Source organism: Okeania sp. SIO2B3, from assembly GCF_010672525.1.
In the GTDB taxonomy this organism is placed as follows: domain Bacteria; phylum Cyanobacteriota; class Cyanobacteriia; order Cyanobacteriales; family Microcoleaceae; genus Okeania.
Genome location: NZ_JAAHGH010000008.1, coordinates 112,348 through 130,501, shown reverse-complemented (window position 1 = coordinate 130,501; position 18,154 = coordinate 112,348). Strand labels below are relative to the sequence as shown.

The window sequence follows — 18,154 nt, the reverse complement described above, 5'->3', positions numbered from 1 at the left end:
ATACCTCTATGAGTTAAAGCACAATTAATTTTAACTTTATAGTAACTATCGAGTAGTGAAGTACTATTCTATAGTGCTGATTATTCTGCTGCCAAAAAATATTTACCTCCAATACCTCCATTGCACTTTTAAATATGTATAACCCTTATGGGAGCTATTAAGCATCTCCTCCAAAAGAGAGAATAGCAAATTTCCACCTTTTTACCTTCTCGAGCTGCTGAGTGATGAGTTCTGACTCTGGCAGCCAAAAACCTGTACCTTTGCAAAGATACCAAATGGTTTCTATATAGCATTTTTAATATTTGCTTATATCAAGTCTCATTAATTAGTGATAATAAAAATGTTTTCCCTGATAAATTTATCCCTATTCCCTATTCCCTGTTTCCTGTTCCCTAAATTTTTTATTGTAGGTATTCAAAGAGACATTATATTAATCATTTTTGATTGGAATTAACTAAGATAAATAGTGATCCGGATATTACAAACTTATGAAGAATACTTAACTGTAATTCCTGCTATACATAGGAATTATTAAACATGACGAATGTAATTAAAATTGAGGAAAATCTTCATGCAAGAAACAAAAAATAATCAACTCTTTACTGAAATTTCTTCAGAAGAGTCTGCCACTATTAATGGTGGTCATGGCTACTATAGTCGTCGGCATTATAGTTATGGCCATCGTAATTATTACCGTAGTCGGCCTGTACGTTACTACCCCCGTCGTCGCTACTATAGGTCTGGGTATAACTGCTACTAATTTCAACTTATGAGTTGAATTCAAAAGCATTTTTAAAGTGCTTTTTAGCAAGCTCTAAGGAGTCGCTAATCAAAAAAAAATATCCTGATGCTGGAGTTCAGCAACGAAAAATACAATTAGAAACAACAAGATAGTTAAATAAATATCGATGATTTTTAACCATCTTGTAAACACAATTAATCAAGAGGATAATCTTATGCAAGAAACTCAAAACACTGAATTATTTTCTGAGCTTTCTTCCGAAGAATCTGCCACTATTAATGGCGGTCATTATTTCGATGATTGTTACGGTTATGGTCGTTCTCGACGTTATTATCGTCGCCCTGTTAGTTATCACTACCGTAGTTACCACTATAGTCGTCCTGTACGTTACAGCTACGGTTATCGCAGTTATGGACGTTACGATTGCGACTAAAAATTAGCTCTCTAATTCCAACTTTTTAAGTCTAATTTATAGTTAAATTAAATTTAGCACCTATAGTTTTATAGGTGCTTTTTTATAACAATTGAATTCTGAGTACTGGAATTTAGACTAAATAGTTGAATAGATTTTCAAAGAAAAGAGGTACAAAGTTTTATTGCTCTAGGGAACACCGGATCTGGGAACAGGAAACAGGAAATACAGGAATAAATAGTCTTATAACTGTACCTCACTATCTTCAAAAGTGCTGTAAGCGCCTGGGCAACTGCTATACCTACTTCCCCTCTTAATTGCGGATGTCGCAATAGTCATTTCATTTTCTCAAGCACTAATTATCAGGTGTGTGGAGAGAAAATATTTACTTTCCCTCTCTGTTGCAGATGTCGCAATAGTCATTTCATTTCGTTAAGTACCGGTGTGGAGGGGAAATATTTACTTTCCCTCTCTGTTGCGGATGTCGCAATAGTCATTTCATTTCGTTGAGCACCAGAGGAAAAATATTTACTTTCCCTCTCTGTTGCGAATGTCGCAATAGTCATTTCATTTTCTCAAGCACCAATGATCAGGTGTGTGGAGAGAAAATATTTACTTTCCCTCTCTGTTGCGAATGTCGCAATAGTCATTTCATTTTCTCAAGCACCAGAGGAAAAATATCTACTTCCCCTCTCTGTTGCGAATGTCGCAATAGTCATTTCATTTCGTTGAGCACCGGAGAAGAAATATTTACTTTCCCTCTCTGTTGCGAATGTCGCAATAGTCATTTCATTTCGTTGAGCACCGGAGAAGAAATATTTACTTTCCCTCTCTGTTGCAGATGTCGCAATAGTCATTTCATTTCGTTAAGTACCGGTGTGGAGGGGAAATATTTACTTTCCCTCTCTGTTGCGAATGTCGCAATAGTCATTTCATTTTCTCAAGCACCGGAGGAGAAATATTTACTTTCCCTCTCTGTTGCGAATGTCGCAATAGTCATTTCATTTTCTCAAGCACCGGAGGAGAAATATTTACTTTCCCTCTCTGTTGCAGATGTCGCAATAGTCATTTCATTTTCTCAAGCACCGGTGTGGAGGGGAAATATTTACTTTCCCTCTCTGTTGCGGATGTCGCAATAGTCATTTCATTTTCTCAAGCACCGGAGGAGAAATATTTACTTTCCCTCTCTGTTGCGAATGTCGCAATAGTCATTTCATTTTCTCAAGCACCAAGGAGCGGGTGTGTGGAGGAAAAATATCTACTTCCCTTCTTTGTTGCGGATATCGCAATAGTCATTTCATTTCGTTAAGCACCGATGTGTGGAGGGGAAATGATGTAACAAACCCATACTGACACTTATGTTTTCAATCTAGGTTTGTTATATCTATTGAAGACGTTAAATTTGACAATAACGTTGTAAACCTGCTGTTTCCTGACTATATGCTTCCATATCAATTTTCACAGGTTCGACATTCCAAATTTCCTGACAATATTCATTGATAGTACGGTCAGCAGAAAATTTGCCCATATTAATAGAGTTAATAATCGACATCCGAGTCCAATATTCAGGGTTACGATAAGCCTGATTAACTCTTTCCTGACAATCAATATAAGTCTGATAATCAGCAAACAACATATATTCATCTTTTCCTAGTAAAGATTCTACAATTGGATGGAATAAATGTGGTTTGCCTGGTGAGAAATAACCAGAAGCAATACGGTCAATAACCTGCCGTAATTCTTGGTTAGAAGTATAGTATTGCTCTGGATTATATCCCTGATATTTTAATGCTTTAACCTCTTCAACATTCAATCCAAATAGGAAGAAATTTTCAGCACCAACAGCTTCGCGAATCTCAATATTTGCCCCATCAAGAGTACCAATAGTTAAAGCACCATTTAGGGAAAATTTCATATTGCCAGTACCAGAAGCTTCCTTTCCTGCAGTAGAAATTTGCTCAGAAAGATCGGCTGCTGGATAAATTCGCTGACCAATAGATACAGAGAAATTAGGTACAAAAACTACCTTGAGGCGATCGCGTACATCTGGGTCATTATTTACTATTTCCCCTACAGCATTAATCAATTTAATGATTAATTTTGCCATATAATAACCTGGTGCTGCCTTCGCGCCAAAAATGAAAGTGCGATGCAAAATATCCACATCTGGATTCTGTTTAATCCGATTATAAAGGGTAATAATATGCAGCACACTCAACAGTTGACGTTTATATTCATGGAGTCGTTTTACCTGAATATCAAACAGAGAATTAGGATTAACTACAATTCCTATTTCTTGGTAAATATAAGCAGCCAAATCTTGTTTATTTTCATGTTTAATCTGACTCCAATTATTGCGAAATTCAGGGTCATCAATAAACCGCTCAAGCTGCTTAATTTCCTCTAAATTTTTAATCCAATTTTTGCCAATTTTATCTGTAATTAGTAATGCCAATTTCGGGTTACTAATTAACAACCAACGACGAGGAGTAATACCATTAGTTTTATTTGTAAATTTCTCCGGCCAAAATTCGTAGAAATCTCTCAAAACATCTGTTTTCAACAGTTGAGTATGCAATGCTGCCACACCATTTATAGCATGAGCGCCAGCACAAGCTAAATGAGCCATTCGCACGCGTTTTTCAGGAAATTCTTCGATCAGTGACATCCGTGCCAACCGCCCATCATCTCCCGGATAACGTTTCTTAACTTTTTCTAGGAAACGAAAATTAATTTCATAGATAATTTCGAGATGTCGTGGTAGCAGAGTTGCGAACATACTGACAGGCCAACGCTCTAGAGCTTCTGACAGAAGTGTATGGTTAGTATAGCCAAAGGTATTTTGAGTAATATTCCAAGCTTTTTCCCACTCAATATTATGCTCGTCTATTAACAGGCGCATTAATTCAGCGACCCCTATAGAAGGGTGAGTATCATTGAGCTGAATGGCTGCTTTTTCGTGAAAATTGTCTAAATTTTGATTCCGTGACAAGTGAGTACGAATGATATCTTGCAGAGAACAACTAACGAAGAAATACTGTTGCTCTAAGCGCAACATTTTGCCTTGAAATATATTATCGTTGGGGTAGAGAACTTTAGAAATATTTTCAGAGAAAGTTTTGTCTTCGACGGCGCGGTTATAGTCACCGGAGTCAAAAATTTGCAGGTCAAATTCATTACTTGCTTTGGCACTCCAGAGGCGTAGAGTATTAACTGTGTTGGTATTGTACCCAGGCACAAGAGTATCGTAGGGCATTCCAATAACTGTGCGTGCAGGTATCCATCTAACCCGATAGTTGCCTTGCTTGTCTGGGTATGCTTCTGTGTAACCGCCGAATTTAATTTCTACTTGGTCTTCATGGCGAGGAATTTCCCAAGGGTTGCCCAGACTTAACCATTTATCTGGCTGTTCAACTTGATAGCCGTTTTGAATTTGTTGTTTGAAAATGCCAAATTCATAACGAATACCGTAGCCTACTGCCGGAATTTCTAGGGTGGCGAGGGAGTCGAGGAAACAAGCGGCTAGACGACCTAAACCGCCATTACCTAAACCGGGTTCTGGTTCTTTTTCGATTAAGTCATCAAGTTTAAGACATGATTCTTCGAGAGCTTGACTCGCAACTTCCCAACAACCTACATTGACTAGGTTTTTAGCTAGTTGGCGACCCATCAGAAATTCAGCCGAGAGATAGCATACTGTTTTGACGTTTTGATGGAAGTATGTTTTTGTGGTTTTGAGCCAACGGTGCAACAAGCGATCGCGCACTGTATATGCTAAGGCCATATAATAATTATAGGTGGTAGCAAATTCTATATCTTTCCCCTGTAAATAATATAAGTTATCGGCGATCGCTCGTTTGATGGTATCGAGACTAGTGCCTGTACGATCATCTTCTACTTGAATTTTTACTTTTTCTGTGTAGGATGTACTCTGATTTTGGTGTACTTCTTGCATAATTCTATAATTTGGTAATCTGACAATTTATTTACAACATTCAAAGCAAATTTACAGGGCTTTTTAAGAATTAGTTCAGTCCCCATATTCTGGTGAAAAGCTCTATTTTTAGTTAACTTTTCATTTAGTATCTGGTAGTTTTTTTATGTTTTAATAATACACCCATTTGATTACCTTTCATAGAGATTAAGTTTCGTTATTTTAATTTCTTTTTATATTAAATCAAAAAGATTTTAGTATAATGTAATAATTTTTCCAGAAAATTTAGTCTGATTTGATTTATTGACAAATTTTTAATTTTTGTAAACTTTAAAGAAAAGATAAAATATTAGATAAATTTAAAGATAATAGAGTATTCTAGCGAGATTTTAAATTAAAAAAAAGAAAACAGAGAATCAAAAATAGAATAACTGAATAGTTAGTACCTTTTTACCTATAAGTAATATGACTTATCGTTCAGTTGATCCTATAGAATTAGTAGAAATAGCACAATTAAATTAAAATGATATCGGGAGAAATGATTGATTTTTTCTACTATTAAATATTTCCATAAAAGATGGAACAGGGAACACAGTAACGCACATCATTAATATCAGATACAAAAATTACTTATAGTGGAATTTTTTTGTTGCCTTTTATCGCTGACAGCATCAGTATAAATAGACTTAATTCAAATTAGATGATAGGATTATTGTCAATATAATTTAAGGATAATATCGATAAAAATTCAGAAACTAGAGTATCGCGATCGCGAATATGATTTGCATCTTGAAAATGTATAATTTATTTTTTTTATATAAAAATAGTTGATGATTAATTCAAGGGATGTTATAATAACTATTATATAATTAAAAATTTTAGTGACTTGATTGATTACTAAATACTTGGATTAAAACAAATGGCAAGAGGTGACATCATAAGAAAACTATTTAGGAGCTTCTCACAAGAGAATAGAGAAGAATTTTATGCTGTTGCTAAACAACTGATTCAAGAAGAAAAAGATAAACACCATATTTTACTAGCTCAGGATTTAGAAAGAATACTCCAATCAAATTATCCTAGAAAATTGGTATCTAATACTTCACCTTGGAATGTCTATCCTGAAGTGCCCAAAGATAAAGATACAGGTTTACCTCTAATAGTTATTTCTAGATATGAACTAGGATGGGAAAATGTAGTTTTATATCCTGAAAATCAGGAAATATTAGAAAGAATAATTCAAGAAAATAGAAAGCGAGAAATTATCTATTCTCACGGTTTAAAACCTAGTTCAAAATTATTATTTTGTGGTCCCCCTGGCTGTGGAAAAACTTTAACAGCAAAAGTTTTATCAAGTATGCTTAATCTACCACTGGTTTATGTAAGTCTTCCGGCTGTATTTTCATCTTATCTGGGAGAAACAGGGGTGAATTTAAAAAAAATATTTGATTATGTTCATAATGGAGAATGGGTTGTTTTATTGGATGAATTTGACGCAATTGCTAAGGATAGAAATTCGCCCAATGAACATGGAGAAATACAACGTCTAGTTAATAGTCTTCTGCAATTAATAGATCAATCTAATGAGCAAAGTATTTTCATTGCCGCAACAAATCATCAATCACTTTTAGACCCTGCTATATGGAGGAGATTTGATGAGGTACTTTTTTTTGATAAACCTAATTCTGAGCTAAGGTATTTATTATTAAAAAAAAACTTGTCTAGTATTCAGTATAAAGATATAGACTTAGAAAAATTTGCTGCAAGTCTCAAAGGTTGTGCAGGAGCAGATATAGAAAGAATTTGTGCAAATGCGATAAAATCTGTGATTTTACGGAGTGAGCGTTATCTAACAGAAAAAGATATGGAAATAGCAGTTAGCCATTATTTAGAAAGAAAAGGTATAGTGGAAAAGTCGATAAAATTTATGGAATTAGACATGAAAGGAGAAAATGAATAGTCAATTTGAGCATCTACAACTACCAAGAACTAATATAGAATTACCGAAACGTATCAAAGGTGGTGGAGGTGGAAATAAAAGAGATAACCGTGATATTCACGGTAGAAAGCTATTAGCTGAAGTATCAACAATTATCGAAAGACCTGTTAAAGAATATGCTCCTTTTGGTATTAATCCAAAACTTATATTTAAGCTCAAACTAAGAAGTGAATATAGTTTGCAAGATAAACAGGTGACTGGTTCAGGACTTAATATCCTAGAAAAAGGTAGCAAGTCAGATGAAGCTATTGTTGTTTTTTCTTCAGATGATAATTTAACTGAATTTAGGCGAAGATTAGAATCTTATAGTGGCTTAATTAATGATAGTCCTGAATATGGATATTTAGATGCTATTGAAGAATTAGTACGTCTAGAACCACAGGATAGAATCGGACCTTTGTTAAAATTAGAACCATTAGAACATGGTGAATTAGTACCTCTTGACCTTGAACTATGGCATACGGGTATACTAAAAGAAATGCAAGATTATATAAATAATTTGAATGAATTTTTAAGCAGTTTTGAAGAATATCCAGGCATGAGAGTTACTGATAGATATATTGGTGAATATATGTGTATAGCTCGTATGAAAATTCGACAGGAAGTTTTAGAGATTCTGTTAGCAGAAGACGCAGTTAAGGAAATAGATAGAAGACCAAAACCAGCATTTGAAAATTCCAGTCAACTTAGCATCTCCATATCAGAATTTCCAGAAGTTATTTCTCCTCCTCTAGATGTAGATGCTTGTGGGATATTAGTCATAGATTCAGGTGTGCAAAGAGGGCATCCATTAATTGCTCAAGCTTTGGGTGATACAGAAGTTTTTTCTGACTCTAATCATAGTTTTATTACTGGAGGCCCTGATGATGGAGATATCAAAAATGGTGGGCATGGTACAGGAGTTTTTGGAGTTGCTCTTTATGGCGATCTTTTCAAATGTCTTGAAGAGAAAAATTTTCAACCTCAAGTTTGGTTATTTTCAGCTCGTGTGACTAATGAAAATAACGAGTATGATCCAGATTTATTACTAGAAAACCAATTAGAAAAAGCAGTTGCATATTTCATTGATAACTATCCTAATTGTAAAGTTATTAATATTTCCTTGGGAAATAGAGATTCAGTTTATCGAGATGGTCATAAACAATTTCTTCTAGCTGCTAAAATTGATGAAATTGCCTATCGTTTACAACATAAAAATATTTTATTTGTTATTTCTGCTGGTAATTTTTATTATCAACCAGAATCTGACGAACTTCTACGACAAAAATATCCAAGTTATCTCTTCAGTGAAAATTCACAAATTATAGAACCTGCTACTGCGGCGATCGCTTTAACAGTAGGTTCTTTATCTATGGGAAAAGGCAGCTTAGAGTATGCAGAAGATGCAAGTAGAAATGCTATTGCTAAGGTAGAAGGATATCCCTCACCATTCACAAGAATTGGATTTGGTGTAGATGGGATGGTTAAACCTGAATTAGTTGATTTTGGAGGAGATTTTGTTTTAGATAGAAGTCGAATTATTGACAATGAGAAAGGCGTTTCAATTTTGACATTAAACAAAAATTTTCAAGGTTCACAATCACTTTTTAGAGTATATTGTGGAACCAGTTTTGCTGCTCCTCGTGTGGCTAATTTAGCAGCTCGGTTGTTTACAAAATTTCCCAATGCTTCCTCTAACTTAATCAGAGCATTAATTGCTGATTCAGCAGATATTCCTGAAGAAATTCCTGATGATTTTCAGGATGATGAAAAACAACAATTAAAGGTATATGGATATGGGCAGCCAAATTTTGAAAAAGCTGCATATTCAACTGAAAATGGAGTAGTTTTATTAGAAGATAATAGACAAATACCTGTGGGTAAGTTTCATATTTATGAGATACCTCCCCTTCCTGAAGTGTTAATAGAGAGTAAATCTTTTTCCAACTCTTTTGTAAAACAGTCAAAATCAATAGGAGATTTACTCGAATCTATACCTGAAAGATTTGCTGTTGGTCCTGTTATTGAAGTTACCGCCATTAAAATTGATGGTGATTTTGTTACCTTAAGACCACCAGGAGATAAACCTAGTATATATATATCCAAGTATTTCGAGGGTGGCAGTTGTCCGTATCTAAAAATTTATGATTATACCAAAAACACCTGGTTTGATTTAGGAACAGTTTTGTATAACAGACACAATAAAGATTTACAGGGAGAAGAAATTCATATTCTTGGCAATAGCAATATTACTAAACTTAGACTTGAAGAAAGAGAAAAGGAAATAACGTTTATTGATTCAATTACTATTAAATATGTAGATACTCACGATGGCATGGAACACGAGGTAAATTTAAACGAACCTAATTTGAATTCCACAGATGGTGTCTATATGCAGCTTTTTGAAGGAGATTCATTTGAGATTGACTTAACTACTCTCATTCCATCTGAGTCTTCCGATATTAGGCTTAAAATAAATGGGTATTATCAACCTACAATTTAGTAAGATTATTAAGATACCTCTTTATGTTGAGTTGTCAAAAAATGCTACTTAATTATACTGCTTCAATATCAAAATAAAGGGCGGGAGTTAACCCACCCTCAACTTACTTAATTTACAGAATAATTAAGATTTAAAGCCTCTCCTTTAAAGGAGAAAAAAAGTCAATCTTCTCCTCGAAAACAAGAGGTATAGTCATTTAACTTTAGATTGATACAAAGCTTTCTTGTTCTGAGGAAGTTTCAGACGAAAAAACGTCTCATTTTTAAGTTAAACAACTATAATTATTCATTATTCATTATTCATTATTCATTGTTGAACTACTTCCCAACACCTACTGGCATTCCCAAAATATCCTCAATCTTCGGCATCTCCTCCAACGGAATAACCCGACCTTCATCCTCAAAACCAGCAATTTGATCGAAATTCAAATACCGATACAAATCTGCCGCAAACGGATCGACTTTCTCTTTCATAATCTCCAAATACTCATCCACACTAGGTATCCGACCCAACAGCGCACAAACCGCCGCCAACTCAGCAGAACCCAAATAAACACGAGCGCCTTTACCCATACGATTATTAAAATTCCTGGTGGAAGTCGAGAACACCGTCACCCCATTTTCAACCCGTGCTTGATTTCCCATACACAAAGAACATCCAGGCATTTCCGTCCGCGCACCAGCAGCAGCAAACACCCCATACATTCCTTCCTCGCGCAACTGTTTCTCATCCATCCGAGTTGGCGGACAAATCCACAATACACCTTTGACTCGCCCTGCACCTTCCAATACTTTCGCAGCAGCGCGATAATGACCAATATTCGTCATGCAGGAACCAATAAACACTTCATCAATTTTATCCCCCGCACATTCCGACATCAATTTAATATTATCGGGGTCATTGGGTGCCGCCACAATAGGTTCCTTAATTTCGTTCAAATCTACCTCAATAATTTCCGCATATTCTGCATCTGCATCCCCAGACATTAATTCTGGGTTTGCCAACCATTGCTCCATCTTAGCAACTCGACGCATAATAGTCCGTGCATCTGGATAACCCCGCGCCACCATATTTTTCAACAACGTAATATTAGAACGCAGATACTCAGAAACAGTCTCCGTACCCAACTTAATTGTCGAACCAGCACAAGAACGTTCCGCAGTAGCATCAGTCAATTCAAAAGCTTGCTCAACCTTCAAATCTGGCAAACCTTCCATTTCCATAATTCGTCCGGAGAACACATTTTTCTTGTTCTCTAGCGCAACAGTTAACAACCCTTTTTGAATTGCTACATAGGGAATAGCATTCACAATATCCCGCAATGTTACGCCCGGTTGTAACTTACCCTTAAACCTGACCAAAACAGATTCTGGCATATCCAACGGCATTAAACCCAGAGCTGCTGCAAAAGCTACCAAACCAGAACCAGCAGGAAAAGAAATTCCCAGAGGAAAACGGGTATGAGAGTCGCCACCAGTTCCCACCGTATCCGGTAATAACATCCGGTTTAACCAAGAGTGAATAATTCCATCTCCCGGACGCAACGCTACTCCACCGCGAGCAGAAAAGAAATCTGGTAACTCTTTATGAGTCTTAATATCAACTGGTTTGGGATAAGCAGCAGTATGACAGAAACTCTGCATTACTAAGTCGGAGCTGAAGCCTAAACAGGCGAGTTCTTTCATTTCATCCCTGGTCATAGGTCCGGTGGTATCTTGAGAACCCACTGTTGTCATCAATGGTTCGCAAGCTGTTCCCGGACGAACTCCTGGTAAACCACAAGCTTTACCGACCATTTTTTGTGCTAAGGTAAAGCCTTTACCTGTATCTTCAGGCATTTGGGGACGGGTAAATGCAGTACTGGTCTCTAATCCCAGAGCGTTGCGAGTTTTGTCGGTGAGGGTACGCCCAATTAATAAGGGAATACGCCCACCAGCTTGCACTTCGTCAAAGATAGTTTCTGGTTTGAGAGTGAATGTGGAAATTATTTCTCCTGCTTCGTTGGTTATTTCGCCTTTGTAGGGATGAATAGTTATTACCATTCCTGTTTCCATTTTGGTAACATCACATTCGATGGGTAATGCGCCAGAGTCTTCAGCAGTATTGAAGAAAATAGGAGCAATTTTACCACCGAGAATATATCCACCAGAGTGCTTATTGGGAATATGGGGAATGTCTTCTCCAATATGCCATAACACTGAGTTACAGGCAGATTTTCGGGATGAACCAGTACCGACAACATCTCCAACGTAGGCGACTGGATGACCTTTTTGTTTTAATTCCGCAATAGTTTTCAACCCTTCCGGCATTTTTGACTCTAGCATAGCTAATGCGTGGAGTGGGATGTCAGGACGGGTGGTAGCATGGGGGGCCGGTGAAAGGTCGTCGGTGTTGGTTTCCCCAGGAACTTTGAAGACAGTGACTTTTATTGTTTCTGGGAGTTGGGGGCGAGTGGTAAACCATTCTGCTGCTGCCCAAGAATCTACTACTTGTTTGGCGTAGGGGTTGGTTTGTGCCAATTCTATAACATCGTTGAAGGCATCGTAGACTAGCAGAATTTTGCTTAAAGCTTTAGCTGCTGTATTTGCTAGTTCAGAATTTTCTGATTTGAGTAGCTCAATCAGAGATTGGACGTTATAACCGCCAACCATTGTTCCTAATAGTTCCACTGCGTAGGTGGGGGAAATTAGGGGACTGGTAATTTCTCCTTTGGCAATACCTGTGAGAAATCCTGCTTTGACATAAGCTGCTTCATCTACTCCAGGGGGGACGCGATCGCGCAGTAATGCCATTAACTTTTCTTCTTTTCCCGTAGGTGGATTTTTCAGCAGTTCACATAATTCTGATGTTTGTTGGGCATCTAGTGGCAGTGGTGGAATTCCTAAATCTGCCCGTTGTTTAACGTGATTGTCATAGTTGTCTAACATTGTTCAGGTGTCCTCCTGGTTTACATTGTCATTTTAGATATTTTTTTCAGGGATTTAGTATGATGCAATATCCCACCAATACAATATAGAATGGTAACGCAACTAAAAAAACAGTGGATTTTAATACTTCATCATTGCTTTTCCAGTTGTCTTTTTTATAGAAACTATTGTCTATAAGATTATTGTCGCTACGCTCCAGAGATTCTTCTTGTAGAAGACCTTGGTTAGAATCTTTACAATTAGTAGGGCTTAAATCCGAGGGCGAATATTAAACCATTACCTAAAATCTATTTACCTTCTTCATCAAAACTTTATAGAACCCCCGATCGTATCTTCATAAATACACACGTTTTTTTAGCAAGGAGACAGGAGACAGGAGACAGGAGACAGGAGACAGGAGACAGGAGACAGGAGGTAACCCACCCCTAACCCCTCCCAGGAGGGGAAGAGGGAAGATGTGGGGAGAAATAATACAAAAAACACTCCTTCAGATGATTTTCGGTCAAAATTGATGCGCGAAAAGACTTGACTACCATAATTATATAGCTATCAAATGGGTTCTATATAAATAGAGTTTGCTGAATAAAATTGTAATCAATATCTGTAAAGACTTCCAGGGTTTTTTATTATCAAAAAGTGCAAGGTTTTTGGCTCAATTTGTCTCAAAATGCTAATATTTTTCCCCTGACAATGCCAAAAATTTGGCCGTAGCAGATAGTCTAAACTGTTGCCTTTCGGAGCTGTTGCCTGTTGCCTATCATCACCATTAGACTAGTGAAGCGCAAACCCTAAATAGTTGATCTAGACTATATTTGTGTGCTGTGAATCTATTTACTTTCTTCATCAAAACTTTATATGAATAGTTGTTCTAGACAATATTTGTGTGCTATGGCTAATTTTCGATTGCTACCGATATGAAATTATTTGTGTGAGTAATTGCCTTTTTTGTGGCCGTGGCTTACATAGCTAATCTTGTCATATTATTTACCTACTTTAATATTCACAAATCTTTATCAAACATATTAAAAAAAATTTACAAATTACTTTAAAATTTAATTATAAAGATTAAAATAAGTTGGTACTGAAATACTGACAATATATTACAAGATTATTGTCAGGTATCAATTGGGGTGTGATAATTTTTTCAGGTGCTATTTGATTTGAAAATGTAATAAATGCAACTTTATAGAATTAGGGAACGCTAATTATTTCAGATCAATAGTATAACAGAGTTAGCAAAGAAATCAGAAAAGACAATCAACATAAAATAGTCATAATACAAATTTATAAATAAATTCAAAAGTTAAAATATAGGTTTTAAGTAAGATATGAAAAAAAGAGAAAATGAAGAATTGTGGAAGGATATTGCTGAAGTAATGCCAGTAGCAATAGTAATTAGCCATGCAGTTGATGGTTTGATACTTTTCCATAACAAACTCTTTGAATTCACCTTTGGAGTTCCTGGTAAAAAATTAATCGGTCGTCCCAAATCAGATTTTTACTGTAATCCCCAAGAATGTGAATTGTTGTTCGCAAATCTGCATCAAGGAGGTGTAGTGCGAGACCGCGAAGTGTACTTAAAAAAAGCAGATGGCACACCATTTTGGGCTCAGACATCAATGCATTCCATCAAGTTTAATGGGGAAACGGCAATACTGTCAATATTTTTGGACATCTCGGAAAGCAAATTTGCCCAACAGTCACTAAAAAGACAAGCTTTAACTTTTGAGAATATCTATGATGGGGTAATTCTTACGGATATTCATGGTCATATTATTGATTGGAACCCAGCAGCAACTAGAATGTTTGGCTATAGCAAAACTGAAGTTTTGGGTAAGACTCCAGCTTTTTTACACAAACCACAAGAAGCTGCTGTATTAACTCAGCAAATTCTTAAAAAGATGAAGGAAGATGGTCGCTGGGTAGGAGAAATAAACTTTATTCGCAAAGATGGCAGTGAAGGCGTATGTGAAACTATAGTTGTGCCGATGCTAGATAAATCTCATCGGATAGTTGCAACTATAGGAGTTAACCGAGATCTTACAGAGCAAAAGCAAGCGCAAGTAAATGAAGATCTACTCTTAGATTGCCTCAAATCTCGCGAACGTCAACAAGCAGCAGTAGCATTGTTAGGGCAAAAAGCTATAGCAACATCAGATTATCATACACTGCTTGATACAGCAGCCACTATAGTTGCCAAAACTTTAAATGTAAAATTTAGCAAAGTTCTAGAGTTGTTACCAGGAAATAATGCTCTGCTCCTCCGTGCTGGAGTAGGTTGGAAAAAAGGATTGGTTGGTAAAGCTACAATTACTGCTGCCAGAGAAAAGTCTCAAGCTGGTTATACTCTTTTTGTTAACAAACCAGTTATTATCAAAGACTTGCCTGTGGAAACTAGCTTTTCAGGTTGTCCTCTCCTACATAACCATCACATAGTTAGTGGTGCTACTCTGATCATACCTAACTTGAAAATTAAAGCATATAAAACAACCGATGCCGATCCTACTCACAAAGCTTGGGGTATTTTGGGGGTTCATAGTTGTGAACATCGAGAATTTACCCAGGATGAAATATACTTTCTCGAAGCGATCGCCAATATTTTAGCAACTGCCATTGAGCGTCATGCGAATGAGGAACACTTGGAACTGATGAAGCGGGCTCTTGATAGTAGTAACAATGGCATCGTGATCACTGATGCTACTCAGCCAGATAATCCCATTATTTATGTTAATCCTAGTTTCCAACGGATCACAGGTTATAAAACTGAAGAACTAATTGGAAAAAATTGTCGATTTTTGCAGGGAAAATCAACAAATCAGCTAGCAATTTCTAAGTTAAGAAATGCGATTTTACATGGTCAAGAATGTCATGTGATTTTGCAAAATTCACGGAAAGATGGCACAAATTTTTGGAATGAACTCTTCGTTGCACCAGTTTACAACTCTCAACAGCATTTAACACATTTTATTGGTATTCAAACAGATGTTACGGAAAGATTCCGTTGGGAAGCAGAATTATTTATTAAGTCCCAAGCTTTAGAAAAATTTAGTTCTAGTCTCAAGCAACTACATAGAATTGCTACTTGTAATTACAATAATATAGAAGAACTCTTTGCTGATTATCTCCAAGCTGGTTGTGAAATTTTCGGCACGGATACTGGCGTTATTGGTGAAGTAAAGGAGGAATTATATATGATCACAGCTGTACAATCAAAACAGGATTATTTTGTACCAGGAAGAAAATTTAATTTATGCGATACCTTCTGTAATAGAGTACTTAAAGAACAAAGAACAATCTCTATTGATGAGTTAGAACCCTCAGAAGCAAAAAGTATGCCAATAAAAGTATATATTTGTACTCCAATATTTGTAAATCATCAAATCTATGGTACTTTATGTTTCTTATCTCCCCAAGCAAGAATAAAAGAATTTGAATACTACGAAGAAGAAATTATTGAATTAATGGCTCAAGGCATTGGCAAATTTATTACAGCTCATCAAATAGAGTTGGAACGTCAGCAAGCTGAAGTGTTACTCCGAGAAAGCGAAAAACGTTACCGTCGTTTAGTAGAATATTCACCAGAAGCGATATCAGTAGTTTGGATGGAAAAAATTGTCTATATCAATACTGCTGGCGCTCATTTACTTGGAGCAAAATCTCCAACAGAAATTATCGGTCAATTGATCTGGAAATTTATTCACCCAGACTACATAGAAGTAGAGAAACAGAGACTGCAAAAAGTTCAGCACCAAAGACAACAAACACATTTAGAAGAAGAAAAGTTAATCACCCTGAATGGAGAAATTATAGATGTCGAAATAACTGGAATACCCTATACTTATTATGACGATGCAGCAGTGCAGATAATTATTAGAGATATCACTCAACGCAAACAAGCACAGCAAAAACTGCTCCATGATGCCCTTCATGATGCACTGACAGGTTTACCAAACCGTACCTTATTATTTGATAGATTAGAACAAGCACTGCGTAGGTCTAGACAACATTTAGATTATGAGTTTGTTGTTCTGTTTCTAGATTTAGATCGGTTTAAAGTAATTAACGACAGCTTAGGACATTATATAGGAGATCAACTATTAATAGCGATCGCCAAGATACTCCAGAGTTGTATTAAAGCATCTGACACTCTGGCGAGATTAGGAGGAGACGAATTCACAATATTATTAGAATATCCACCGGACATTAGCTATGCTGCCAGAGTAGCTCATAAAATTAATCAAAAACTTGCCAAACCTGTTTATATTGAAGGACATGAAATTTTTACTACAGCTAGTATTGGCATTGTTCACAGTCGTGGAAATTTTGCTAATCATACCGATGAAAATCATCCCCCTATTTGTCCTATCTACAACAACCCAGAAGACTTACTACGAGATGCAGACATTGCTATGTATAGGGCTAAAGCTTCTGGTAAAGCAAGACATGAAGTATTTGATTTGATCATGCACGACCAAGCTATATCCTTGCTGGAGCTAGAAAATGACCTCCGACGAGCTGTAGAAATGATTAAACAAGATCCAGCTAATTCTCAATTTGTCTTAAATTACCAGCCAATTATTTGTTTATCTACAGGTAAAATTACAGGTTTTGAAGCTTTGATACGTTGGCATCATCCAAATAAAGGCTTGATTTCTCCAGGACAGTTTATTCCTCTGGCAGAAGAAACTGGTTTAATTGTTCCTCTAGGAATGTGGGTATTACGAGCTGCTTGTAATCAATTAACTATTTGGCAGCAAGAGTTCTTTGGGCATAAGCATCAAGAAAACAATTGTCAGTTTATAGTTAATAACACTCAAGAAATATCCTCAACATCTAACTGTTTATCCCAAGTTAACAATGGCAATGGTAATGGCAATGGCAAATGTTATACTAATTGCCCTGCGTTTAATTCTACTTGTGAATTTCCTAACGACAATTTGACCATGAGTGTTAATCTTTCTAGTAATCAAATTTCACAACCAAATTTAGTAGAAGAAATTGAGGAAATTTTGCAAGCAACAGACTGTAAACCTAATTGTTTGAAACTTGAAATTACCGAAACAGTGATTATGGAAAATGTGATTTTAGCAACCACAGTATTGAATCAATTGAAAAATCGAAATATTAAATTATCAATTGACGACTTTGGTACAGGTTATTCATCATTAAGTTATCTACACCAATTCCCAATTAATAGTCTAAAAATTGATCGCTCTTTTGTTAGTCCATTAGACTCGGATGTTACTGGTCAGTCATTAAAAATTGTCAGTGCCATTACTGCACTAGCTCATAATTTAGGTTTAGACATAGTTGCAGAAGGAATAGAAACTCAAGAGCAAATGCAACAACTAAAGCAGCTTAAATGTGAAAAAGGACAAGGATATTTATTTTCAAAGCCAGTAGATAGTTACCAAGCAACTAAACTACTTCATAATTTTAACTATCATCAAATATTGCATTTGTAAGCATTTCCTGCGGAATGCTGCGCAAACAGCGGTCAGCAGTCAGCTATCAGCTATCAGCTCTTAGAAGTAATTATTGATTAGAAATAGGCGTGGAAATTAAAAATAAAATCAATTATTATCCATAAATTGTCAATTATTTCTCCCTGTTTCCTGTTCCCTCTTTTATCAAAATAACATGGGTCGCGCAACCCCG

Annotated in this window: 8 protein-coding genes; 5 read left to right on the top strand and 3 right to left on the bottom strand. The window is 36.2% G+C overall.

The window, feature by feature from the left end:
• Positions 1 to 571 precede the first annotated feature (571 nt).
• Together F6K15_RS09870 and F6K15_RS09865 are read left to right on the top strand one after the other, a co-directional pair.
• Complete coding sequence (locus F6K15_RS09870) at positions 572 to 760, top strand: hypothetical protein (protein WP_293060331.1); 189 nt, start codon at positions 572 to 574, stop codon at positions 758 to 760.
• Between the two features lie 196 nt (positions 761 to 956).
• Complete coding sequence (locus tag F6K15_RS09865; protein WP_293060330.1) at positions 957 to 1,175, top strand: hypothetical protein; 219 nt, start codon at positions 957 to 959, stop codon at positions 1,173 to 1,175.
• A 638-nt stretch (positions 1,176 to 1,813) separates the two neighbouring features.
• On the opposite strand, the gene F6K15_RS09860 is transcribed toward F6K15_RS09865, so the two are convergent.
• Both F6K15_RS09860 and F6K15_RS09855 read right to left on the bottom strand, forming a co-directional pair.
• A complete protein-coding gene (locus F6K15_RS09860; RefSeq protein ID WP_293060329.1) occupies positions 1,814 to 2,011 on the bottom strand; it encodes a hypothetical protein in 198 nt (65 codons plus the stop codon).
• 539 nt (positions 2,012 to 2,550) lie between these two features.
• A complete protein-coding gene (locus tag F6K15_RS09855) occupies positions 2,551 to 5,109 on the bottom strand; it encodes a glycogen/starch/alpha-glucan phosphorylase (protein ID WP_293060328.1) in 2,559 nt (852 codons plus the stop codon).
• 898 nt (positions 5,110 to 6,007) lie between these two features.
• On the opposite strand from F6K15_RS09855, the gene F6K15_RS09850 reads away from it, so the two are divergent.
• Positions 6,008 to 7,048: an ATP-binding protein gene (locus tag F6K15_RS09850; RefSeq protein WP_293060326.1), complete on the top strand. Its 1,041-nt coding sequence runs from the start codon at positions 6,008 to 6,010 to the stop codon at positions 7,046 to 7,048.
• Entirely contained in the window at positions 7,041 to 9,569 is a 2,529-nt protein-coding gene (locus tag F6K15_RS09845; protein ID WP_293060325.1) for a S8 family peptidase, read from the top strand. Before F6K15_RS09850 ends, F6K15_RS09845 begins: the two co-directional genes overlap by 8 nt.
• 317 nt (positions 9,570 to 9,886) lie before the next feature.
• On the opposite strand, the gene acnB is transcribed toward F6K15_RS09845, so the two are convergent.
• Positions 9,887 to 12,496, bottom strand: coding sequence for a bifunctional aconitate hydratase 2/2-methylisocitrate dehydratase (gene acnB / locus F6K15_RS09840; RefSeq protein WP_293060324.1), 2,610 nt, complete (start codon positions 12,494 to 12,496; stop codon positions 9,887 to 9,889).
• Between the two features lie 1,328 nt (positions 12,497 to 13,824).
• Between acnB and F6K15_RS09835 the strand changes: the two genes are divergently transcribed.
• Positions 13,825 to 17,961: a PAS domain S-box protein gene (locus F6K15_RS09835; RefSeq protein ID WP_293060322.1), complete on the top strand. Its 4,137-nt coding sequence runs from the start codon at positions 13,825 to 13,827 to the stop codon at positions 17,959 to 17,961.
• Positions 17,962 to 18,154: the final 193 nt, after the last annotated feature.